The organism is Leptodesmis sp. (genome assembly GCF_052746595.1).
Genome location: NZ_JBRAGO010000072.1, coordinates 1 through 22,769, shown reverse-complemented (window position 1 = coordinate 22,769; position 22,769 = coordinate 1). Strand labels below are relative to the sequence as shown.

Annotated in this window: 18 protein-coding genes; 10 read left to right on the top strand and 8 right to left on the bottom strand. The window is 50.6% G+C overall.

Translation table 11 applies throughout. From position 1 onward, the window contains the following. Positions 1-733: 733 nt before the first annotated feature. Positions 734-2,431 (bottom strand): transglutaminase domain-containing protein, encoded by a 1,698-nt coding sequence (locus ACUVQO_RS15760; protein WP_445926799.1) that lies wholly within the window; start codon positions 2,429-2,431, stop codon positions 734-736. 159 nt (positions 2,432-2,590) lie between these two features. On the opposite strand from ACUVQO_RS15760, the gene ACUVQO_RS15755 reads away from it, so the two are divergent. From ACUVQO_RS15755 to rnc, 4 genes are all read left to right on the top strand, one after another. Next, on the top strand, positions 2,591-3,787 hold the full coding sequence (locus ACUVQO_RS15755; RefSeq protein WP_445926798.1) for an ATP-grasp domain-containing protein: 1,197 nt from the start codon (positions 2,591-2,593) through the stop codon (positions 3,785-3,787). A 190-nt stretch (positions 3,788-3,977) separates the two neighbouring features. Continuing rightward, a complete protein-coding gene (locus ACUVQO_RS15750; RefSeq protein ID WP_445926797.1) occupies positions 3,978-4,889 on the top strand; it encodes a succinate--CoA ligase subunit alpha in 912 nt (303 codons plus the stop codon). 231 nt (positions 4,890-5,120) lie between these two features. Beyond that, complete coding sequence (locus ACUVQO_RS15745; RefSeq protein WP_445926796.1) at positions 5,121-5,729, top strand: hypothetical protein; 609 nt, start codon at positions 5,121-5,123, stop codon at positions 5,727-5,729. 21 nt (positions 5,730-5,750) lie between these two features. Further along, entirely contained in the window at positions 5,751-6,458 is a 708-nt protein-coding gene (rnc, locus tag ACUVQO_RS15740; protein ID WP_445926795.1) for a ribonuclease III, read from the top strand. 198 nt (positions 6,459-6,656) lie between these two features. On the opposite strand, the gene ACUVQO_RS15735 is transcribed toward rnc, so the two are convergent. The 6 genes from ACUVQO_RS15735 to ACUVQO_RS15710 all read right to left on the bottom strand — a co-directional run bounded on the left by ACUVQO_RS15735 (position 6,657) and on the right by ACUVQO_RS15710 (position 16,388). Beyond that, positions 6,657-8,075, bottom strand: coding sequence for a DUF4335 domain-containing protein (locus tag ACUVQO_RS15735; RefSeq protein ID WP_445926794.1), 1,419 nt, complete (start codon positions 8,073-8,075; stop codon positions 6,657-6,659). Then, on the bottom strand, positions 8,072-8,680 hold the full coding sequence (locus ACUVQO_RS15730; RefSeq protein ID WP_445926801.1) for a DUF3038 domain-containing protein: 609 nt from the start codon (positions 8,678-8,680) through the stop codon (positions 8,072-8,074). The genes ACUVQO_RS15735 and ACUVQO_RS15730 overlap by 4 nt, the downstream gene beginning before the upstream one ends. 191 nt (positions 8,681-8,871) lie before the next feature. Beyond that, positions 8,872-11,610 carry a PAS domain-containing protein gene (locus ACUVQO_RS15725; protein ID WP_445926793.1) on the bottom strand — a complete coding sequence of 913 codons (2,739 nt, stop codon included), beginning with the start codon at positions 11,608-11,610 and terminating at the stop codon, positions 8,872-8,874. Between the two features lie 122 nt (positions 11,611-11,732). After that, a complete protein-coding gene (locus tag ACUVQO_RS15720; RefSeq protein WP_445926792.1) occupies positions 11,733-12,890 on the bottom strand; it encodes a CO2 hydration protein in 1,158 nt (385 codons plus the stop codon). Between the two features lie 41 nt (positions 12,891-12,931). Next, the gene (locus tag ACUVQO_RS15715; RefSeq protein ID WP_445926791.1) at positions 12,932-14,452 is read right to left on the bottom strand and encodes an NADH-quinone oxidoreductase subunit M; all 1,521 of its coding nucleotides are present in this window, start codon (positions 14,450-14,452) and stop codon (positions 12,932-12,934) included. 88 nt (positions 14,453-14,540) lie between these two features. Then, the gene (locus ACUVQO_RS15710; protein ID WP_445926790.1) at positions 14,541-16,388 is read right to left on the bottom strand and encodes an NAD(P)H-quinone oxidoreductase subunit F; all 1,848 of its coding nucleotides are present in this window, start codon (positions 16,386-16,388) and stop codon (positions 14,541-14,543) included. 621 nt (positions 16,389-17,009) lie between these two features. Between ACUVQO_RS15710 and ACUVQO_RS15705 the strand changes: the two genes are divergently transcribed. From ACUVQO_RS15705 to ACUVQO_RS15680, 6 genes are all read left to right on the top strand, one after another. Next, positions 17,010-17,318: a carbon dioxide-concentrating mechanism protein CcmK gene (locus ACUVQO_RS15705; RefSeq protein ID WP_445926789.1), complete on the top strand. Its 309-nt coding sequence runs from the start codon at positions 17,010-17,012 to the stop codon at positions 17,316-17,318. 97 nt (positions 17,319-17,415) lie between these two features. After that, positions 17,416-17,757, top strand: a complete 342-nt coding sequence (locus ACUVQO_RS15700) for a carbon dioxide-concentrating mechanism protein CcmK (RefSeq protein ID WP_171574167.1) — start codon at positions 17,416-17,418, stop codon at positions 17,755-17,757. A gap of 6 nt (positions 17,758-17,763) precedes the next feature. Beyond that, the gene (locus tag ACUVQO_RS15695) at positions 17,764-18,063 is read left to right on the top strand and encodes a EutN/CcmL family microcompartment protein (RefSeq protein ID WP_445926788.1); all 300 of its coding nucleotides are present in this window, start codon (positions 17,764-17,766) and stop codon (positions 18,061-18,063) included. A gap of 52 nt (positions 18,064-18,115) precedes the next feature. Continuing rightward, positions 18,116-20,179 (top strand): ribulose bisphosphate carboxylase small subunit, encoded by a 2,064-nt coding sequence (locus tag ACUVQO_RS15690; RefSeq protein WP_445926787.1) that lies wholly within the window; start codon positions 18,116-18,118, stop codon positions 20,177-20,179. A gap of 92 nt (positions 20,180-20,271) precedes the next feature. After that, positions 20,272-20,907, top strand: coding sequence for a hypothetical protein (locus ACUVQO_RS15685; protein WP_445926786.1), 636 nt, complete (start codon positions 20,272-20,274; stop codon positions 20,905-20,907). Between the two features lie 234 nt (positions 20,908-21,141). After that, positions 21,142-22,149: a carbon dioxide-concentrating mechanism protein gene (locus tag ACUVQO_RS15680; RefSeq protein ID WP_445926785.1), complete on the top strand. Its 1,008-nt coding sequence runs from the start codon at positions 21,142-21,144 to the stop codon at positions 22,147-22,149. On the opposite strand, the gene ACUVQO_RS15675 is transcribed toward ACUVQO_RS15680, so the two are convergent. Then, the gene (locus tag ACUVQO_RS15675; RefSeq protein ID WP_445926800.1) at positions 22,146-22,586 is read right to left on the bottom strand and encodes a hypothetical protein; all 441 of its coding nucleotides are present in this window, start codon (positions 22,584-22,586) and stop codon (positions 22,146-22,148) included. The two genes, ACUVQO_RS15680 and ACUVQO_RS15675, sit on opposite strands and share 4 nt — an antisense overlap. Positions 22,587-22,769 lie beyond the last annotated feature (183 nt).

Genomic DNA, 22,769 nt, shown 5'->3' with positions numbered 1-22,769 from the left:
TGCTGTTCAGCGGTTGCAAAAGACACAAACACAGCCACGATCGCCCTTCAATCCATTGCAACAGCGTCGTTAGCTTAGCGACGCATTGATCGTCCCCCAACTTCGCCTTACCCCCAATTTCCTAGGCGGTTTCGGGGTGACTGATTGCCTCCCGCTACGGCCCTCACTAACCATTTTTTTGGTGCTTTCGCTACCACAGATCCCCCTCCAACCACGGCCTCCACTGACCACCTTCTGGGCGGTTTCGGGCTGACAGATCCCGCTGAAGAACGAGTGCAAGGACTGGCTGCGGAGCTAGCTAACTATATTTTCAACCGCTCTGAGCGGTCTAATATACCTATAAGGATATTAGGTTACTAGCTGCGGCCTAATACGCTTAATAAAATTTTCAACCGTTGACTGCGGTCTAATACCCCAAATCCGCTTCTTATGCCGCTGATCGCGGTCTAACGCGGTGATAGGCAGAATGATTCGGCATAACACCCAAAATTTGCTGCTTATACAGATTATTTCCGCATAATACGCTGCTTAAGCTGAACAGCCAGAACCTTTCCGCATATTTTCAGATTTTTTACGTAGACGATCGGGTGTGCCATTGAATACACGGTATATCTATCTGTTTCTATGCAATCATCTTCTATTATTTCCCAACAACTCTATTCCAGAAATCAGACTTTTCAGAGAAACTACCAACCTCTGCTTGGTTGATGGAAGAAACCCGATTTCTGTAGCCTCACTCTTTTAGAGGAGGGAGTTCGTCCAGGATAGTGAAGCGGATGTGGTTGATGGCGAGTTCACCGATCGACACTGTCTCCACGGGTTCTCCATTCGCCGTCAGGGTTTCAAATGGAATCCCTTTGGCAATTTCGGCGTGATACCAGGGCAGTCCCATGAAAAAGCGCGTCGGGTACGGGCCACCCTCAATAATATCGTCTGGGTTGGATTCCATCGGCACCCAGCCAAAACCGGGAATATAAAATTCCAGCCAGACGTGGTTATAGTCCGGTTCCAGAGGCACCATCTGGTGTTCTGCTTCCGGGGGACATTTGTAGCGGCCTACAGTACGGCAGGCAATCCCATTTAAGCGGGCCAGGGCTAACAATAATCCGACATACTCGCCGCAGGAACCAACACCCCGCTCCAGAACTACATCAGGTGTATCAATGCGGGGCGTGAGGGCATAGGAGAGGCGATCGTACACATAGTTACGAATCTTAAGAATTTTGCGCAGAATATTTGTTTCAGTGCCGATCGCTTCCTTGGCAGCGGCCTGAATGATCGGAGTATCCATCGCCAACTCATCATCATCCACCAGATAAGCCGCTTTGAATTCGGGGGACAGGGGGGGAACCCGATCGACATCATCAAACGTGAACTGGTATTTGATGGCTCGCACTTCCAGCACGGCTTTCCAGCCAAACAGGTGCCGCTCATTGGGCCTCAGTTGATCGAAGTGAAAGACGGCCACCCGTTGTCCCTGCTGACTTTCCTCCACAAAGGGCCGCCCAATCGGTTCAATGTGAATCACCTTTTGCCGATCGGTTTCTGCAGGCAGGGCAATTCGCCACTCCAGATTGTCCAGATGGATTTCCTCTAAGGGTAGTAACTCCTCGGCGTAGGACATTTCAATCCGGTAGCCGTTCGATAAGGCGTAGTGGGCTTTCGGGTCGTAGTGGAAATCGAGGGCATGGATAAAGGTACGATCGCGGAAGGATAACTCATAGGCTCCTTCCGGGTTGTTGGGATTGTCGCGAATGAAGGGTTCTTCCTGTGCGTAACAGACATAAAGGGTATCTTTCCCCGTAGCTGGATTGTTATAGAAAGCCACCCCAGTGGGAGAATCAAACGGAGTCAAAACACAGAAAATTTGTTCTCCCGTAGCTCGATCCAGACAATAGACGGTTTGTTCGACGCGATCGCAGGCCCATAACTCCTCACCCCGGATCGTGATATGGGCAGGGCCAACTCCCGGCATCGGCAAGCGGGTAACCTGTCGTCTGGAATTGCGCTCAAAGATATAGATATAGCCCGCTTTTTGGGAAGCGGCATACACCGTATCTTCCAGCACGGCAATTCCGGTCACGGGATAAGGAATCGTGAAAAAGTGTTGCAAGACCTGCCGTTCTAGGTCGAAAAAATAAATACTATTCTCCCGCGCAATCCAGAATGTATCTTTCCAGACGGTTAACCCTTCAGCGCCAATGAAATCTTCCACATTCAGGGGGTTGAGAATGGTTGAGTCCTCATTCACGGGATTAATCCGCAGCAGATAGCCCCGAACAGAGTCCAGGGCTATCAACTCATTGCCATGAAAACAGATGCCTTGCAGCACACAGGCTCCCAATGGACGAATCGTTCGTTTCCAGGCCTGCTGAGACGAACTGGATGAGGCGTAGGAAGCTGCGGATGGTGGTTGAGCTAGAGGTGGCACAGTCAATTTAATCAGTTAAAGGTAGATCAGTTTATTGCATGATAAACGAAGCGCTTATTTAGAACTGTATCCCGGTGATGAGTAAGTGACATCTGCTGGGGGAACGTTTGCATATTGACGAGAACAACCGTTAGCATGTACATCTCACAGGGGACTATCATGGACTTGCTAGAGTATCAGGCAAAAGAATTATTTCGGGAGACGGGCATCCCAGTTTTGCCTTCTCAGCGTATTGATCGGCCTAAGGATCTGAAAGGGTTAACCATTCCCTATCCAATTGTTCTGAAGTCTCAGGTGTATATTGGCGGACGAGGGCGGGTTGGTGGTGTGAAGTTTGCTGAAAATACGATCGATGCGATCGCGGCAGCCCAAACCATCTTCAACCTGCCAATCATGGGGGAATATCCCAAAATGCTGCTGGCCGAGGCAAAGTATGATGCGGATCGAGAATTTTATCTGGCGATCGCCCTGAATCGGTCGGTGCGGCGACCTGTATTACTGGGATCCCAGCAGGGAGGGATTGATGTCCAGGACGCGATAGACCAGATGCAGCATGTCATTGTCGATCAGGAATTTTCTCCTTACTATGCCCGTCGTATGGCAGTCAAGATGGGACTCCAGGGTGAGTTGATCGAAGCGGTCAGTTCCGTGATCGAAAAAATGTATCACCTGTTTGTCCAATACGATCTGGATTTAGTTGAGATTAATCCTCTGGGAGTAAGTGCCAGCGGTAAGGTCATGGCTCTGGATGGCAAAGTCAGCGTCAATGATGATGCCTTAGGTCGGCATCCTAATCTGGTGGCTTTGATCAGCAAATTGGGTGGCAATCCGCCGGATTTGACTAGAGCTACTCCGGTAGCGATCGACTCGGAAGGAACGATCGGCATTGTCTGTAATGGGGCAGGACTCACAATGGCCATTCTTGATCTGGTCTGTCAGGCGGGTGGCAAACCCACCACCTTCCTGAATATTGGCGGAGAAACGCAATGGGATGCTTCCGCTGACATACTCAAACATCGTCTGGAAAGGGGGTTGGAAGTGATGGGGCAAAATAAGCAGGTGCGGGTCATTCTGGTTAATGTGATCAGTAATCTGGTTCCCTGTGACGAGATTGCAGACATCATTACTGCCTACTGGCAGCGACGTGCTCCTAAAGTACGCCCCCTATCAGAGTTGCGCCCCGATACCCTGATTGCCCATTCGAATCGGATGCCTGCTTTAGTGGTACGCCTGCTGGGTTCCCAGAGCGATCGTGCCAGAAAACTGCTGGCTGCTGTTTCTCTGCCCCTGATCGATAGTCTGGATGAAATGGTTACTCAGGCAGTTGCCTTGTCAAAGGCCAGTCTAACATCTTAACCTAACTTCAGCTACTTCCCCATGCAGTCTTATTTCTTATAAAAAATCTATATTTGTCGCTCAAGTTGCAGCAGGACGACGGTAAATTCGTCATCCTGAAGGAGGTAGCTTTGGTGCCGCCCCTGCTCTGTTTTCATTGCCACGTTAATATCTCCGCTCTCTTTATTATTATTATTGGCTGGTTATTCTCATGAACCTCACACCCCATAGCAAAGTACTGGTACAGGGTATTGCCGCCTCCCTAGGTTTCGTATATACCCCGTTGATGCAGGCCTATGGCACCCAAATTGTGGCCGGGGTGAGTCCGGGGAGTGGCGGTAAGAGCCTGCATGGAATTCCTGTCTTTGATCTGGTGGAAGAGGCCGTGGCCAGCGTTGGTGATATTGATGTGTCAATTATTTTTGTCCAGCCCTACGCGGCTCTGGATGCAGCCCTGGAAGCGATCGCGGCAGGAATCCACCAAATTGTGCTGATTGTAGAGGGCATTCCCCCTCTGGATATGGTGAAGTTGTTGCAAACAGCGGAGTTGACTGAAACCCTGGTCGTCGGGCCAAATAGCCCCGGTATTATTATTCCAGGGCAGATATTATTAGGGATTCATCCCAGTGAATTCTATACCCCTGGCCCGGTCGGCCTAATTAGTCGCAGCGGCACCCTCACCTACGAGATTGCCTGGGAACTGACTCAAGCCGGATTAGGACAATCGATGGGAGTTTGTATTGGCGGTGATGCGATTCTCGGTTCTTCCTTTCCTCAGTGGCTGGAAATTCTGGACGAGGACGACGCAACGGAAGTGATTGTGCTGGTGGGTGAAATTGGTGGGGATAGCGAGGAAGCCGCGGCTCACTACATTGCAGAGGCGATCGACAAACCAGTGATCGCTTACGTTGCAGGTCATACGGCTCCTAAAGGGCGGCGCATCGGTCATGCTGGGGCAATTATTGCCTCCCAAATTTCAGAGTTGGGCACTGAAATTGGAACTGCTGCCAGTAAAGTAGCGGCCTTTGAACGGGCCAAAATTCCAGTTGCGCACCATCCCTCTCAGATTCCAACCCTGGTGAAGAAAGCACTCCGACTACCTTCCAAGCGATCAAGTGCTTAGAATACTGATCTCCTGTTTCCTCCGCAAAAGGGAAAACAGGGAAAATTGATCGTGTCCGGACGAGAGCGTGGGAATTTATCAAAATTTTTTAGCTACATCCCTGCTATATGTAGATTTAACAAAGCTAGCGATCGCTGGATAACCAATCTGTGGGTTGCCGCTAGGATGGTGAGCAGGTAGTAGACTGATCCCTACCTCCAATCTGCTATTTGCCTATTGCAGGATAAGCCCGTGAATCGCTGTATTTCCCATAGTTCCAGTGTCCAAGCTTTAGAAACCTATGCCCCAGCCCATCGCTTGCTGGCTGTTGGGGAGCAAAAGCGGAGCGGGGTGATCCTCTGTAAAGAGCACTATGCGGAGTTTGCAGGACCAGGAGCAGCCATCAATTGCGCAATGACACAAAATTATACCTTGATCCTGGCGATCGGTGCTCCCGACATCGTTCCTGTAGAAACTCACGAAGAACGGCAAAAAGCTTACAGCAGAAGAATTCAGTGGGTACGATGGTTACATAAAATCGTGTCCTATTCTGACCCGCTGCAGCGCACAGAAAAGTTACTGTCTGGGTTTGAAGAGTTTTTTGGCAGTGAAATTCTAGCTCGCATTCCGATTGAAGTTCTGGGCTTACTGGCTGGAGTATTACCCCAGACGATCGCCATGGTTCAATCCGAGAGCCAGCCTTCTGCCATTTCCGGCTCCCTAAGTGCTTTTTCCGATGATTTGAATGTCAGCATTCTCAGATTGGATAGCCAGCTTTTTCATACGATTCCTTTCAAAGCCCCTGTGTATCGCTCACTTAGTTTAGAATCTTTTACGCTTGCCTTACCCTGTTCTGCTTGAAGAACTGCTAGGCTAGCAGTAATGCCTCTACAGTATCCGCAACGACAAAAGCAGTTAGAGCGGCTGATTGAAAAGCTGTCTCTGCCAAGGCAGTCTGCCGTGGAATGGCACCTGCTCGACTTGGCTCTGACCCACCCCACCGTATCACCGGAAGAGAACTATGAACAGCTTGAGTTTGTCGGAGATGCGGTAGTTCGGCTGGCAGTGGCCGAATTTTTGATGCGACACTTTTCTCATTTGCCAGTCGGCGAGTTTTCAGCCATTCGCTCTGTGCTGGTGAGCGATCGTATCCTGGCCCGCATCGCTCGAGAATATACCTTAGATCGTTATCTCCTGGTTGCTAACAGTGCCGTAAACGACAAGTTGGGAGAAGAATCGAGGCTGGCAGAAGCCTTTGAAGCCTTACTGGGGGCTTTATACCTCAGCACCCATTCCATGGGGTTAATTCATCCCTGGCTAGATCCGCACTTTCATCAACTGGTGGATGAAATTCTCACGGATCCGGCGCGTCAAAATTACAAAGCCGCTTTGCAGGAGTGGACCCAAGCACACTATAAGTGTCTGCCCGAGTACAAGGTGAGAGAAGTCAGCAGTTCCGATGCAGAACACCGCTTTATTGCCGAGGTGTGGTTAAAAAAACAGTGCCTGGGGGTGGGGCAGGGACGATCGATCAAGGCAGCGGAACAGGCAGCAGCTCAGGTGGCCTTTTCAACCACTTGCGGCAAGTAATAAGAATCCGTTTATGCAGTTTATACAATAGACTTCTTGCAAATTAGAAAAAACGTCGGATCGGCAAAAGGAAACGTTCTATCCTGTCATTTTGGCTGATTTGAATGGGCACGCCAAACTCTGCCCATCATCCTACTGATGATGATTGAGTCTAATAGGCAAGAGTTCCAATGATGCTGGACTTGGACAAGGATGACATCAATCTGGCCAACCGTGCCAGGGGCTGATCTCTGTGGCTCCATAAGGCGGCTTGAAGACCACTTTGAATAAGGCAACAGGTTCTGTTGGGGAGGTATCTGGATTGCTGCCGTTATCGGCGATCGGCTTGCCTAACTTAGCAAAGGGGGTATCCTCTACCGCTCGCGCTGCCGCATCATTTTCTGGGCTGTAATCCACCACCGTACCATCGGCATGAACGCGAACTTTGAAAATTAGTTCATCATTCACCGTTGGAGTCCCCGGCCAATTGTCATTGATTTGCGTTTGCAGCTTAGGCAGAATCTCTTCAAGCTCCGCAGCACTCGTGATTTCAGTTACCCCACTGACGGGCGAGGTCGTTGCCTGCCGCCAGGGAGTTACTTCTACCCGTCCGGTCTTGGTAAACGAGACTTTGAATTGGGCTAGGGGATCGGTGGTGGGGCGATCGCCCTGTCGCGAGATCAGACTTAACAGGGGGGTTTTTTGCACATTCTGTAAGGCCGCAGAATTCACTGGCTTATAGCCCAAAATATCGCCATTCTGGCTAACTCCAAGCCGGTAAATTAAATCCTGAGACAACGAAGTCCCAGAGTTCCAGCTTCCTTCAATCTGCTGCCGGAGTTGCTGACCCAGTTTGTCTAGTTCCTCGGAATCCGTAATTTCGGGAGCAGTCGTCAGATTGGCCTCCAGTTGCTTCACATTCGGACTAGTGTCTGTGGTCGAGCTGGGACTGGCAGGACTGGTTGTAGGAGAGGCTTCCGTAGTCGGGGAGGTTCCTGGCGAAGGGCTGGTTCCTGATGTGGCAGTCGCAGTAGACCGGACTGGATACAAATCCTTTGGTGGATTGACCTTCGGCACCGGAAGTAGAGAAAGGACTACTGCAGCTGCCGCCAGACTGGACACCCCGATCGCCACAGGCATCACCCGCTGGGCGATCGGTTCCGTTTTGGCAATTTCCCGTCGCGACAGGGGCTTCAAATTCAGGGTCAGGTCAGGCAGGGTCTGCGTATCGGCCAGTAGCTGATCAATAGCTTCCATCAGATCAAAGAGCTGTACGGTATTGAGATCAATGTCTCTGGAGGTTTGGGAATCGCCGGAACCTGGGGAACGTACACTTAACCGATGGGTTGTACTATCGATGGCATGAAGTTGTACAAGTAGATTCTCTTCCTGCACCAGTCGATTCCCATGAAGACCGCTTAATAAGCCTTGAACATACTGGCTGACTGCTTTCACCAGGCTGTCCAAAAACTCCCGACCTCCTGACAAAGGCTGTTCTTGACCTGCCAAACGACACTCCGCGTTAATTAAGACCGAAACTGGAGGCCGGGGTTCCGTGGGACTGAGGCTAATCACCTCTCCCAATCCCTCTACGGTCAAGGTGCAGTTGGGCAAACTGTACTGTCGCTGAATGGTCATCCCACTTCTCCATCAAACAAGCTAAACCAGTAACGCTGAATTCCGTAGGTACCTGTGCAGAACAAGAGTTCCGTCAGCAAATTCAGCGCCAGTTGATTAATTTTTTCATTAGAATAATTCTCGGCCACGGCAGCCCGTCGAGGGTTCATGCGCGATCGAAAATGGGCACGAAACCGCTCCAGGTAGTCGTTGAGCCGAAAGTGATGCTCTACGGATAGCTGCTTTTCGCTGAGTTGTTGATAGGCCAGCAACAGTTGCCGAATCAAAACAGTCAAGCGACGGGCCATATAACATCCAACTAAAACCAGTGCTTTGGCCTCTACGAGGGTCAACGCTCGCCGTTGATTATGTCGCCGCAAAGGATTCGTATTACGTAAACGCCAGAGCGTCACCCGGTCTTTAATAATTTCATCCAGCTCTAACTGCTTTGCTGTCTGCAAAATCGCCTCTGATCCTTCAAGTTCCAGTGCTTCGATCGCCAGTAACATCAGGTCAATTTCAATTCTGGCTCGACGGGGGCACGTTTCATCCTGGATAGGCGGATCAGGCAGACTACCCAAAATTAACGGCACAGAGGGTTGGCTCGGTGGACTATTCAACTGCATTACACTCAAAAAACATTCCTACTGACTAATTAAACGTTGTCCAGGCCCAGAACCGTAGCATCTCTGATGGGAAGCGATCATTGGCTCGGTGAACTGGGTTTAAACCGGGCGCTCAAGATAAACATTGTGAATGCTCCTTATCCATAATGGCTTATCATTGCATTTCTCCATTTTTTATTTACAGAACATGCTCAGTCGCATTCTACTGTCAGGGAGGGTAGTTCAACGACAAAGCGGGTCTGCCGATCGGCGCTACTGACTTGAATCGTACCTCCTAACGACTCCACCAATTTTTTCACCAAAGCCAGACCTAATCCAGTTCCTCCATGTTTCCAGGGATCGTTATTGGGAATGCGATAGAACTTATCAAAAATGCGATTTAACTCTTCCCTGGAGATTTCAACACCGGAGTTACAAACATGTATCTGCAAAACCTGCGATCGCACGTCAGCACCCTCAATAATTTGTACCGTCACCGCGATCGTTTCACCCGCTGGGGTATATTTACAGGCATTGTTTAAGAGTTCGGTGACAATGCGATCAAGATGCGAGGGATCCGTCGCAAAAACCGGCAGGTTGGACGGAATCGATATTTGTAAGATTTGCTGCTGACTGCGAGCGCGTTCCAGGAAGGGTTCAATTCTCTGACGTAACCAGGATGCCAGGTCGATCGCTTGCAAAACCGGAACATCGCTGCCCGTTTCCAGACGAGACAAATCCAGTAAGTCGTTAATTAAAGAAATCTCTCGCTGGCATTCATCCTTCAAAATTTGAAAATACTTAACTGCTTTTGAGAAGGCTGCAGCAGGCAAGATTAAGGCCGCATCTTCAGAATTTAAACCTCCCTGAGATGGGGGCTGCCCAGCATTGCGGAACAGAATCGTTTCTAACATCTGAGTCGCCAGCTTGATGTTAGACATAGGAGTCCGCAGCTCATGAGAAACGGTACTGAGAAAATCATCTTTCAAGCGATTTAGCTCGGCTAAAACTTCCACCTGAGCCTGGGCCCTCTGGTATAGTCTGGCCTGACGGATGGCGATCGCGCACTGATTGGCGACTTGCTGCACCAGCCCAATATCCTGCTGATTAAATGCCCGATACTTATGGCTCACCAGCCACAGGTCGCCCATGACCAACTCGTTATCCAGAATCGGACAAGCCAACATGGCCACATAGCCGCGCAGTGGGTTCGGTGTCAATGAGCAAAATTGAAAATACTGGCCCTGTAATAACTGCTGGTAGCCTTCTGGAAAGTTATCCATTTGCACCACTCGCCCCTGTAAGGCCACACGAGAATCGGTGTACTCGTAGGAAACTTTTGAGGTGCGCTGCTCCAAATCATAGAGAGCCGCATTGCAACTGGTGACACCCAGAGCCATTGCCAGTTCCTGCACCGCTGTCTGGAGAATTTGATCTTCGTCCAGACTGTCTCGCACCCGATCAGTAATTCGCTTCAGCGTGGCTTCAAATTCCGAAGCCAGTTGTAACTCAGCCGTCCGAATATGCACCTGCCGTTCCAGGTTGGCATTCAGCCGCTGCACCTGTTGGTACAGTTCCGATTGCTCGATCGCAATTCCTACCTGCACCGCTAATTGTTTCAACAGATCGATTTCAAAAGGTTGCCATGAACGAGGCTCCTGACAGTGATGGGCAATCAGCAACCCCCACAATCCCCCTTTTTCATGAATGGGTACGATCAGCATTGCCTGTACTTGCAGGGCTTGCAGCATCTTGAGGTAGCACTCAGGCAGGTTCTCAGTTTGCAAATTGCTCAGCGATCGTATGCGCCCCTGCTCATACAGTTGGGCAAAGTTCCTGGCAAAACAGGGATCCTGAAAGGTTTCTCCCGCGATCGACCTCCACCCTTGGGCAACAGACTCTGCTGTGACAACTCCGCTGTTTCCATCGGTGCGAAACCGGAAGATGAATACCCGATCGGTTTGCAAAAATCGCCGGACTTCGGCAACCGTTGTGTTCAAAATATGTTTGAAATCCAGAGATTGACGAATATTCTGAACGATCACGGCAATTAAGGCTTCCCGTTCCAGCTGCTGTTGTTCCGATTGCCGTCGCTGGGTGATATCCATCGTGACCCCCACCATTTGCATGGGTTGTCCTTCACTATCACACAATACTCGTCCCCGGCTATTCACCCAGTGCAGGCTGCCATCCGGCCAGAAGATGCGAAACTCCACTTCATAGTCATTGTGGTTTTGCAGCGATCGCGCCATGGCCTGATGCAGTAACTCTCTATCTTCTGGATACACATGCTCTAAAAACTCTTGACAAGTAGAGTACCCCAGTACCGAGGCAGGCAACCTAGATAAGGTATCTGCATGATTTGAGCAAGTGATCACCTGGGTCTTCAAATCCAGAGTCCAGGTTGTAATTTGGGCCACTTCAAGCGCTAGATCCAGCTGGACTTGCTGAGCCTGTAAAGCCTCCTCTCGCTGCTTTTCGCAAGTCATATCCATCATTACACCCCGCAGTAAAATAGGCTGCCCTGCTTCTTCCACCACGGTTACTAAATCTTTCAACCAGATCAGGCGACCATCTGCCGTCACCATTCGGTATTCCAATTCGTGATTTTGCCGCTGCTGGATGGCCATGAGACAGGCATTGATGGTCTGATCGCGATCGGGCGGATAGATATGGTTAATCCAAAAATCCGCCTCCAGCCATTGATGGAGGGGATAACCCAGAAGTTGTTCTGCTCGTTCACTGACAAACGTAAACTGAAAGGTTGTGACATCCGCTTCCCAAAAAATTCCTGCGATCGATCGCACTAGAATTTCGTACCGCTCCTGAGAGTGCGGCAAGAACACCTTTTGCGGCTGGGAGTTAGCTACTGGAATGACGGGCCTGAACGGTTGATTGCCATTAGATTCGCCATCCCTGGACGCGATCGGATCAGTATTCATCGCTGACATGCTCGTCGAATGGAGCCATATCAATATTTATATTGTCTGTGATTCCCCTTAGTATCGACGATCCCACTCGGGTTTTATAGGAATAACAACCTGAATCTTGTGTGTAGCTTCCTCAAAAATACTTAGGCTTTGACTTCGCAGACCTGAACATTCGGTAGACGCGATGCCACAAATCGATCCATCCAGGACTCCAAATATTTCCGGTTCGTTTGTTGCTCGGTCAAATCAGTTGTCTGTAAGGGATAAGGCATCAGGCCCAACATGGCAGCCGTAGTGACACAAAACATGGATTTTTGGAAACTGACGCAGATGCGAGTGCGTAAATCTTCTTCTCCCCTTAACGAGATTTTTTGATAGAACTGGTGCAAGTAGTCAGGCAGAAAGTGACGCATATCCTGCATCAGCAGCGTGGGAGGAATCCCTGCACCACCAATAGTCAGCGGATCGGCGTACAACGCTCCATAGGTGAAGCGGGAAATATCATGAGAAATTTGATACGCCTGGGCATTGTAAGACACGGTGCCCATAAAGGGAAACGAACGGAAAAAAACAGCCTCTACATAGGGAACTGCCGCATCCATCAGGAATGTAAGTCCGGCAGATTCAGGAATAATGGTGTACTCTTTGTTGTTAATCTTCACCGCATAGGTGATGGGTTGATTGGCTGCTGCCACCAATCCCGCCAGAACGTGGTCTACCACATCGCGAATTGTTTGAATTTCACCCCGATCGTAGCGATCGGACAGGTCTAAAAACATCGGACTCATGACTCGCCAGAACTGCCCCAAAGCACTGTAATAAGCCAATTGCCGCACCTGCTCTAGCAGAAAATCAGGAAATGCCTGGTTTAGCCCCCAGATTAACCAATTTCCAGATACTTTGGCCGCGATCGCCTGCCGTGCCCGTTCCTCAAACTCCGGAGTATCGAGATAAGCATCCAGCTTTCCACCCCCGTGATAGAACATGGCCTTCATGCAATATTCAGAGAATTCGTAGTTGATGCGATCGTGCCACCAGTGCTTCAACAACTTACTGAAAGAAATTTCGCCATTGAAGTACTTGAAGAACGGAAACAGCACCAGAAACTGGCGATCAGCAACGAAGAGGAGATTGCGCCAGTAGGCATCCAGAACTACCCCATAGCTTTTCAAAATACCTACCACTTCCATTACATTCTCTTCGGATTCTGGCAGGAGCGCCCCTCCATGCTCAATGCGATCGATAATCTCAGCTAAGGGATGGGTAGAAGGCGGCAAGGTTGAGGTATGGGTCATGTTCATAGGGATTCCAGAAGGCAGAGTGAGCGAGATGGCAAGGGGGATTAGGGATTATAAGGATTGGCAGTTGGAGTCGATAGATGCAGTGAAGGAACTGTAGCGACTGCAGAATTGGGTGACAGGAGAGCGGTTGTGGTGGTTTCGCTCCATTGCACCATCCAGTTGGGTTGTACGCCTAGCAGCACAATCAGCATCGCCAGGATAAACGCCGGAACCCGATCTGACCACTCCACTTTGGGGAGATTGGCAAACTGCTCCGGCAGACGGCCAAAGAAGGTTCGGTTCACCAGCAGCAAAAAGTACACAGCGGTCAAGCCAGTTCCCACCATGCAGAGTAAGGTTTGCACGGGAAAGACGGGAAAACTGCCTCGGAAGATTAAAAACTCTGAAATAAATCCCATCATGCCAGGAATTCCCGCACTGGCCATCACCCCGATGATCATCAAACTGCCAATGATGGGCATTCCCCGTTCTGGGTTCAAGAGGCCGCGCAGAACCGTAATGTCTCGTGTGCCTGTTTTCTGATAAACCACGCCCACCAGCAAAAACAACATGGCAGAAATCAAGCCGTGGCTGATCATCTGAAAGACAGTACCCAGAATGCTAAGGGGGGTGGCGGCTGCGACGGCCAGCAAAATAAATCCCATGTGCCCAATGGAACTGTAGGCCACCATCTTTTTCATATCGGTTTGAGCGATCGCGGTAAATGCTCCATATAGGACACTCACAACAGCCCAGGCAGCTAGTCCAGGTGCCAGCAACGACCATGCCTCTGGAAACAGCCCTAAGCCAAACCGCAACAACCCATAGGTGCCTAATTTCAGTAGCACACCTGCCAGCAGCACTGAAATGGGAGTGGAAGCTTCAACGTGGGCATCTGGCAACCAGGTATGGAGCGGCACCAGCGGAATCTTAATGCCAAACCCAATCAGCAGCAGTGTCAACAAAATGACTTGGGCGGTGGTAGAGAGCAGATTGGTATGAATGGCATCATATTCAAAACTGGGCGCTCCGCTGAGCCAGACCACTCCCAAAAAGGCCGCCAAAATTAAGATACCGGAAACTGCTGTATAAATCAGGAATTTGGTCGCGGCATAACCTCGCCTAGCTCCTCCCCAGATGGCAATCAGAAAGTACAGGGGAATCAATTCTAATTCATAGAACAGGAAAAACAGCAGCAGGTTTTCTGCCAGAAATGCTCCCGCAACGCCCGCATTCAGCAACAGCAACAGCACGTAGTACAGCCGAGGCCGCTGAATGGTTGGTTCCGTACTGTAGACCGCAATCCAGGACAGCAGACCGTTGAGTACGACGAGTGGTAAAGACAGGCCATCCATACCCAACTGGTAGTTGAGTCCTAGGGAGTCAATCCAAGGCAATACCTCCTGAAACTGAGAGGTGGCATCGGTGGCATCAAACCGAAACCCAGCCACGATCGATAAAATCAGGGTCATGCCCAAGATCACAAGACTGATCCACCGGGCTGCTTTTGCTGGGGCCGCTTGCGGGAGAAATCCCACGATCGCGGTTCCGATAATGGGAAACCAAATGAGGGCACTGAGCATAGGTATGAATAGGGGGATTGGGGATCGGGAATTGGGGATTAGGAATTAGGGTAGAGAGGCGATAAATTTGCTGTCAGGGGATGTTCCTTTAAAGCAGGGGATACCACAGGGGATAAGTCAAGAAGATGCCCAACAGACTCACTCCCAGCAGGATGGTCAGCAGGTAGGCTTGAGACTGACCCGAGATGCTGTATTTCAAGGTTTCGCCGCTGAAAATAGAAGCCAGACCGACAAAGTTGACCACGCCATCGACAATGTAGCGATCGAACCAGGCACTGGCTTGAGAAATCAGATTCACCAACCAGATCACGGTCACTTTATACAGAGTCTCGACATAAAAGTCGTAGGCCAGCAGATCCTGAATCAGTTTGTACGGCATTTTCACTGGACGCGACCAGACCCGCGTGAGTGGCAAAGCGGCTCCAATTGCACAGCCAATTGAGGCAGAGAGCACCATCAGGGCGATCGCTGTTTGGTTCAGATAGTCCCAATCTGGCAGAATCTGCAGCCGTTGCAGGATAAAGGGAACCACCAAAGTCAAGATCGTCAGAGACACCATGGGCAGAGCCATTGGCCAGATCACTTCAGGGGCGCGACGGGTTTTCAGTTGCCGTGGGCCGAGAAAGACCAGCCGAAAGACCCGAACAATATTGATCGCTGTCAGGCAATTCACCAGGAGTAACACAGCCACCAACCAGGGATTGTCGTACCAGAAAGCATTAATTCCTTCTCGAAAGGCCCAAAATCCACCGAGTGGGAATAGGCCAATCAATCCGGCTGAACCCACCACATAAGCTGTCGTTGTGGCTGGCATGCGAGTCCACAAGCCACCCATCTCGGTAATATCCTGAGTGCTGGTAGTGACAATAACGGAGCCAACGCTCATAAAGATCAGGGCTTTCGCGATCGCATGGGCAAACAGCATCAGCAGCGCAAAGTTTGTCCATTGCATTCCTACAGCAATAAAGACCAGTCCCAGAAAGGCACTGGTGGAGTGGGAAAAAGCTCGTTTGATATCAATTTGGGCCAAGGCAACGAGAGAAGCACCAATGGCCGTCATCGTTCCCAGGGTGACCAGAGCGGTCGATGCCACTGGCGACAGGATCAAAATGGGCTGAAGTTTGATTAAAATATAAGCTCCGCAGGCTACCACGACTGAATTTCGTAAAATCGAAGCCGGGTTTGGCCCTTCCATGGCCTCATCCAACCATAGATGGAGTGGAAACTGGGCGCATTTCCCAATCGGCCCAGCAATCAGCGCTAATCCCAGTAGGGCAGAGACGAGCGGAGAAAGCGTCGTTACATCCGCCCATTCGTAGAGGTCGGGAAAGTTGAGTGAACCAGCCAGAGAGGCCAAGGCCACTACCCCCATCAGCAGTAAGACATCTCCCACCCGTTTGGTTAAAAAGGCATCACGGGCAGCCGTTACCACCAGCGGTTGGGCATACCAGAAGCCGACCAACAGGTAGGTGGATAGGGTCAGCATTTCCAGGAGGGCATAGGACAGAAACAGCGAATCGCTCAATGCTATTCCCGTCATTGCGCCCTCAAAAAATCCCATTAAGGAAAAGAACCGCGCCAAAGCCCAGTCTTTTTCCAGGTACCCCAGGGCAAACACTTGAGCCAAAACGCTCAAGCCAGCTATCACTTCTGCTGCTCCCAGGCTGACTGGTGAAATGTCGATCGCGAAAGAGAGATCCAGGTCAGCCGCGTGAAACCAGTGCAGTACCATTGGTTGAAGCTCTGTATGGAGGCTGAATTGGAAGGCGATCGCGCCGTGGATCAGGGCGATAACGGTCATCAATATATTGAGATAAGCCGCCGGTCTAGAACCTGTGCGGCGAATAATGCCGAGCGACCAGGGCATTGACAGCAGTGCACCGAGTAAGCCATAACACGGGATCCACCAACTTGTTTGTAAGAAAAATTCTGGCATTGGCATAACCTTGGCTTTTAGACCGCTTCGTAAAATCTCAAACCGTTTCTGAACCCGGAGGCCAGTTAAAAGAATTTCTCTATCGTCATCTTAGGAAAACCCAATGGATTCTCAAAGTCGTTTTTTTAATGGCAACCATAAGCCATCTTTTACAATCGCAAACTTGTGTAGAGAAACTCTAACTTGTTTATATAAATGTAACTTATAGCCAGACAAGAATCTTTTTAACTTTAATCGAAAAAAGCCTATGATGATGAGGGGGAAAATCCTATTCAGCGATCGGGACCTTACCTTTAAGCCCAGGTAGCAAGGTCTTCAGCGTAGGATGCCTAGCCACTCATAGGCCATTTCCACCTGACTATCGGTGGGGGATAAATCTTCAGGCAGGCCGTACCTAGCTTCACGGGGCTTTGAAGTATTGGGTTTTGGCTTTTAATAAGTTTGACTAATCCCTGAAATTTGTAACTATCATTGGTCTTTATATTGCTCAAGTGATAGCCCCACCACTATGCTTAAGACTAAGCATAGTGAACGATTTGATAAGGCCTAAAACGATGGGCGTTCCCGTCAAAAAAATCAGCCCTTCTCAAAAAGATTAGTTTCACTCATCAGGAGACAAGAATGCCAATCGCAGTTGGAATGATTGAGACGCGGGGGTTTCCTGCCGTTGTAGAAGCGGCAGACGCCATGGTTAAGGCGGCTCGCGTGACTCTCGTTGGGTACGAAAAAATTGGGAGCGGACGAGTGACGGTTATCGTGCGGGGTGATGTGTCGGAAGTCCAAGCCTCCGTCGCCGCAGGAGTTGAATCTGCCAAGCGGGTCAATGGTGGGGAAGTTATCTCAACTCACATCATTGCGCGTCCCCATGAGAACCTGGAGTATGTGCTGCCGATTCGCTATACCGAGGCGGTAGACCAGTTCCGCACCTAGCACTGAAGAATTCACCTGAATTACTTCAGAGACTCTAACGTTGTTTGGTTCAACAATTTTCTAGTTTGTTAAATTTCATTGGAAGGGAGAATTGACAATGGCAATCGCAGTTGGAATGGTTGAAACTCTGGGTTTCCCTGCTGTCGTAGAAGCCGCTGATGCGATGGTGAAGGCCGCTCGTGTCACGCTGGTAGGCTACGAAAAGATCGGCAGTGGACGGGTGACCGTGATTGTACGGGGGGATGTGTCAGAGGTACAAGCCTCTGTGGCCGCTGGCATTGAGAACGTGAAGCGGGTTAATGGTGGTCAGGTGCTGTCTACCCATATCATTGCGCGTCCCCACGAGAACCTGGAGTATGTTCTGCCAATTCGCTACACCGAGGCAGTAGAACCATTCCGGGAAAGCGTTAGCGGTATTCGTCCTCTTAACCGCCCCTAAGACCTGATGCAGATTGCCAGAGTATTTGGCACTGTTACCAGTACCCAAAAGGAGCCAAGTCTTCGTGGTACCAAGTTCCTCGTCTTACAACTATTGGATGATAATGGCGAGATTCTACCAGGGTACGAGGTAGCGGCCGATAACGTCGGAGCAGGAATTGGCGAGTGGGTTCTCGTCAGCCACGGCAGCGCTGCTCGCCAAGTGTCAGGCAGTGAACAACGCCCCGTTGATGCCGCTGTAATTGCCATTATTGACACAGTGAGCGTTGAAACTGGTCTCTTATATAGCAAGCGGGAACAGTGGTGAGTGCCGATCGCCCTGTTCTAGTCTTTCATTTTCAGTTTGGAGAGTTGACCGTATGGCAGTCCGTAGTTCTGGGACTCCTCCAATCCCTTGGTCGAAACCTCTGACCGAACCTAAAATTCACGAAACGGCTTCGATTCACTCGTTTTCCAATCTAATTGGAGATGTGCGGATTGGTGCCAACGTGCTAATTGCACCGGGAACATCGATCCGGGCCGACGAGGGAAATCCTTTTTATATTGGGAACCAATCCAAAGTTCAGGATGGGGTTATCATTCATGGATTGGAGCAGGGCCGGGTCATTGGGGATGATGGTCAGGCTTATTCAGTGTGGATTGGGGATAATACCTCGATTACCCACATGGCCTTAATTCATGGCCCGGTATACATCGGGGACAATTGTTTTATTGGGTTTCGATCTACGGTCTTTAATGCTCGGGTTGGCCACAATTGCATTGTGATGATGCATGTCTTAATTCAAGACGTGGAAATTCCGCCCGGTAAGTTTGTTCCGTCTGGTTCCATGATTACCGATCAGCAGCAAGCTGATCGGTTGCCTGATATTCAGGAGTCCGATATTCAGATTGCGGCTCATATTGCAGGCATTCAGGATAGCGTGCGATCGGCATACCACCGACCTGAAAGTCGGGCTTATACTCCATCGGTTCCAGAGGCATTGAGTGAGTTGACAGCAACGAAGTTAACAGGTGAGAGCGGTTCAGAAAGCCGGACAAAGGAAGGGAGTATGGATACAGATGTAGTTAGCCAGGTGCGCCAATTGTTAACCCAGGGCTATCGAATTGGGACGGAACATGCGGACGATCGCCGCTTCCAGACCAGTTCCTGGAAGAGTTGTGCCCCGATTCAAGCTACGCGAGAGTCAGATGTCATTACGCAATTACAAGCCTGCTTAAAAGAGCATGCAGGCGAATACGTGCGTCTGATTGGCATTGACCCGAAAGCGAAGAAGCGAGTTCTGGAAACGATTATTCAACGTCCTGGCGATCAACCCGGTCAGGCTTTGCAAACCTCTGGCTATAGCTCCAGTAGTTATGCATCCCCCAGAGCGACGGTCAGCTATGGTAGTTCCAGCACCTCCAGCTATGGATCGGGTGGACTGAGTGCAGAGGTGGTTGCCCAGGTACGGCAGTTAATTGCTCAAGGAGCACGGGTTGGCACCGAACACGCGGATATCCGTCGCTTCCAAACCAGTTCCTGGCATAGCTGCGCTCCCATCCAGGCTACCCGCGAACCTGATGTGCTGGCGGCGGTTGAAGCCTGTCTGAAAGAGCACCCAGGGGAATACGTGCGCTTAATTGGAATTGATCCAAAGGCCAAGCGGCGGATTGCCGAAGTGATTGTGCAACGTCCTAACGGTAAGGGTTCTCCAACGTCCAGTAATGGCTCCGCTTATGTAGCGGCGGCTCCCAGTTCCTCTGCTGGATATGCGGTGGCTCACTCTGGTGCCGCTTCCGGCGGTGTGGGTCAGGATGTGATGCAACAGGTGGGTCAGTTGCTGGCTCAGGGTTGTCAGATCAGCCTGGAATATGCGGATGAACGCCGGTTTAAGACCAGTTCCTGGCAGAGTGTGATGAAGGTTCCGGGTCGTCGGGAAGCGGAAGTGATGGCGGCTGTGCAGGCGTTTGTGGCAGAGCACGGTCGGGATTATGTACGGCTAGTCGGTGTGGATCCCAAAGCAAAACGGCGGGTGGCGGAAGTGATTGTTCACCGCCCCAATGGGAAGTCGGGTGGCAATGCGGCTTCAGAAAGCAATCATTCTGGTGCAACCTATAATGCTCCTTCCTCTCCCTATACTCCACCTGCAGCAGGACAGGGGAGTAGTAATGGGTCTGTCGGTGGGGCTGTGGCTGAACAAGTCCGTCAGTTATTAGCTCAAGGCTATCGAATTGGAGCTGAGTATGCGGATGAGCGTCGCTTTAAGACCAGTTCCTGGCAAAGTGGCGGTTCCATCCCAGGAGGACGGGACTCAGAAGTGCTCTCTGCCCTGAATGCGTTTATGCATGACCATGCCGGAGAGTATGTGCGGCTGATTGGGATTGATCCAAAGGCGAAGCGCCGGGTGGTCGAAACCATTATTCAGCAGCCGAACGGTCGCTAATCAGGAGTTGTGAAAGTTGAGAGTTACGAGTTGAAAGTTGAGAGTGAAATCAATTCATAACTTCTAACTTTCAACTTCACAAAGGGGGTTCCATGTCCTTGCCGCTATCCTTGCAACTGCGACCTGTCAGTACGTCTCATTACTACATCAGTGGGGACGTTACGATTCAGGCGGGGGTTGCGATCGCTCCTGGCGTGCTGATTCAGGCGGATCCAAACAGTCGGATTGTAATTAAAACCGGAGCTTGTATTGGAATTGGCTCGATTCTGCACGCCTACAGCGGCACGTTGGAAGTGGGGGAAGGAGCCAATATCGGTGCTGAAGTGCTGCTAGTGGGAGCGGTCAAAATCGGGGCTAATGCTTGTATTGGAGCTGCCACTACCATTTATAACGGCTCTGTTGAATGGGGGCAGATGATTCCTCCCGGATCATTGATTGGCGACCCCAGCCGTCACCCTGAAGAGTTGAAAGCGACGGATACAGTCATCTATCCCCCCATCGAGGAAGCCTGCGTAGAAGCACAGGAGAATTCCCCGCCTGCTGCTCCGCTGGCTGAAACTGAAAATTCATCTCACTCAAAGCTGGAAACACAGGCTGCTGGAGTGAATGTCTACGGCCAGGTGTATGTGAATCAACTGCTGGTCAAGCTGTTTCCCAATCGTCAACCTAGCCCTCCACCCCCCACTCCTGAGCCATTGCCATCTACGGATGATCCTTGGGAGGACTAAAGTATCCTTTAACGGCCTGGGGAAGAGCATTTTAGCCTTAGATTCCCCTAAATCCCCCTTACACAGGGGACTTTGAATGGTTCGGTGTCCTCTTTTTAAGGAGGGTTAGGACGGAGCAAAAGGCTTTCAAACACCACTCAGCAGATCATTAACTGGAAGTACTCAGGGAACTTCCGGGTCAGTGAATTGCAGTTAGGATAAGAGTAACCACCGGATCTCGCCCTTCTAGATTGAATGAGCCGACGCGAAGATTTTACTGATACCGCTTTGGGTCTGGTTTCTGCCCAGAGTTTTCCCGCGATCGTCGGGATTGCCGACCACATGCTGAAGTCCTCCGGGGTGACGCTGGTGGGCTATGAGAAGATTGGCAGCGGTCATTGTACAGCCATTGTTCGGGGTTCTGTGGCGGATGTCCGGTTGGCGGTTCAGGAAGGAGCCGAACGGGCAGAACAATTTGGCCAGAAGCTGTCAACGCTGGTGATTCCTCGTCCCATGCCGAATCTGGAAGTTGTGCTGCCGATCGGTAATCGGTTGGCCCAATTAGCCAGCGGACGGGGACATAGTAAGTTGAGCAATCAGGCCGTCGGTTTACTGGAAACTCGGGGCTTTCCAGCCATGGTCGGGGCGGCGGATGCGATGCTCAAGTCTGCAGATGTGGTATTGGCGGCTTATGAAACCATCGGGGCCGGATTGTGTACGGCGATCGTACGCGGCTCCGTGGCCAATGTCGCCGTGGCCCTGGATGCCGGGATGGTTGAGGCTGAGCGAATTGGGGAACTGCATGCGGTAATGCTGGTGCCCCGTCCCCTGGAAGATCTAGATCAAACTCTACCATTGGCCAGTTGCTGGATCGAAGAGATGCAGCCATTACAGATTCCTCTATCCGTTAAGGAAACGGAAAAAGACGTAGTGGCTTTATCGGAATTGAAGCAGGAGCGGCAGGAATTAGCCTTAAGTGAAGGGATGCGCCCTTTATCAGACCTGACCCAACCCGAACCCGAGCTGGAGGTTGTCCCGCTGCAAGAATTGAGGGAAAACTCTAAACCTGATTTGGCTGAGCCAGAGCCAACTCTGGATTTGTCTCAACCAGAGGCAATTGAAAGCCTGGAAACGGAAGCGATTCCTGTAATGGCTGAAGTAGACCTGGAACCTTCTGCTGATGAATCGGTGTCAAAGCTGGCTCAACCGGAACCAAAAGCGATCCGCCAGCGGCATCGTGCCAAATATCCGCGTCGGCCCTAAGCTAACGTTTCGGGACAGTAACCCAAGCCACGAACAAACTGCCTGCGGAACTCTTCGATTTCTTCGCGATCGGGCAAGCCATGAGATACGATCGCTACCTGATAGCGTTGCATCACATCAACTGGAGATTGCCCCGTTTCCAATCCCCACAAAGCCATCTGAACCCGAATATCTGGAGTATAGGGAACGCCCAACTCATTCATAAATGCCTGAAAGTCTCCATGTTGATGCGGCTCCAGATACTCTCTCATTTTGATGCGGACGATCCAGCCGTCAATCTGATGAATCACAGTCAGGAATTGAACGGGCAGCCTTCCACTGTAAAGATACTCAACCACTCTCAAGGTAAGACTGGTATTGGCGAGGTAGTGGAGGTAATCCATAGTTTCGTCTACCCACTGGGTAATGCATACACCTCTATCGTCGATCGCAACCACAAATCGCAATAGGGGAGAAGCCCTCCATTACCAGAGGGATTTCACCCAATTCTGGAGAAAGGCAGAAATCGGGAGGCAGAGGGCAGAAGGAAGAATAATTGATTATTTAATCCTTATCCATTTGAAAATTTTAACTATTGAGGGGTTCGGGGAGCTATAAGTCCCGCGCTGTATGCGAAGCCT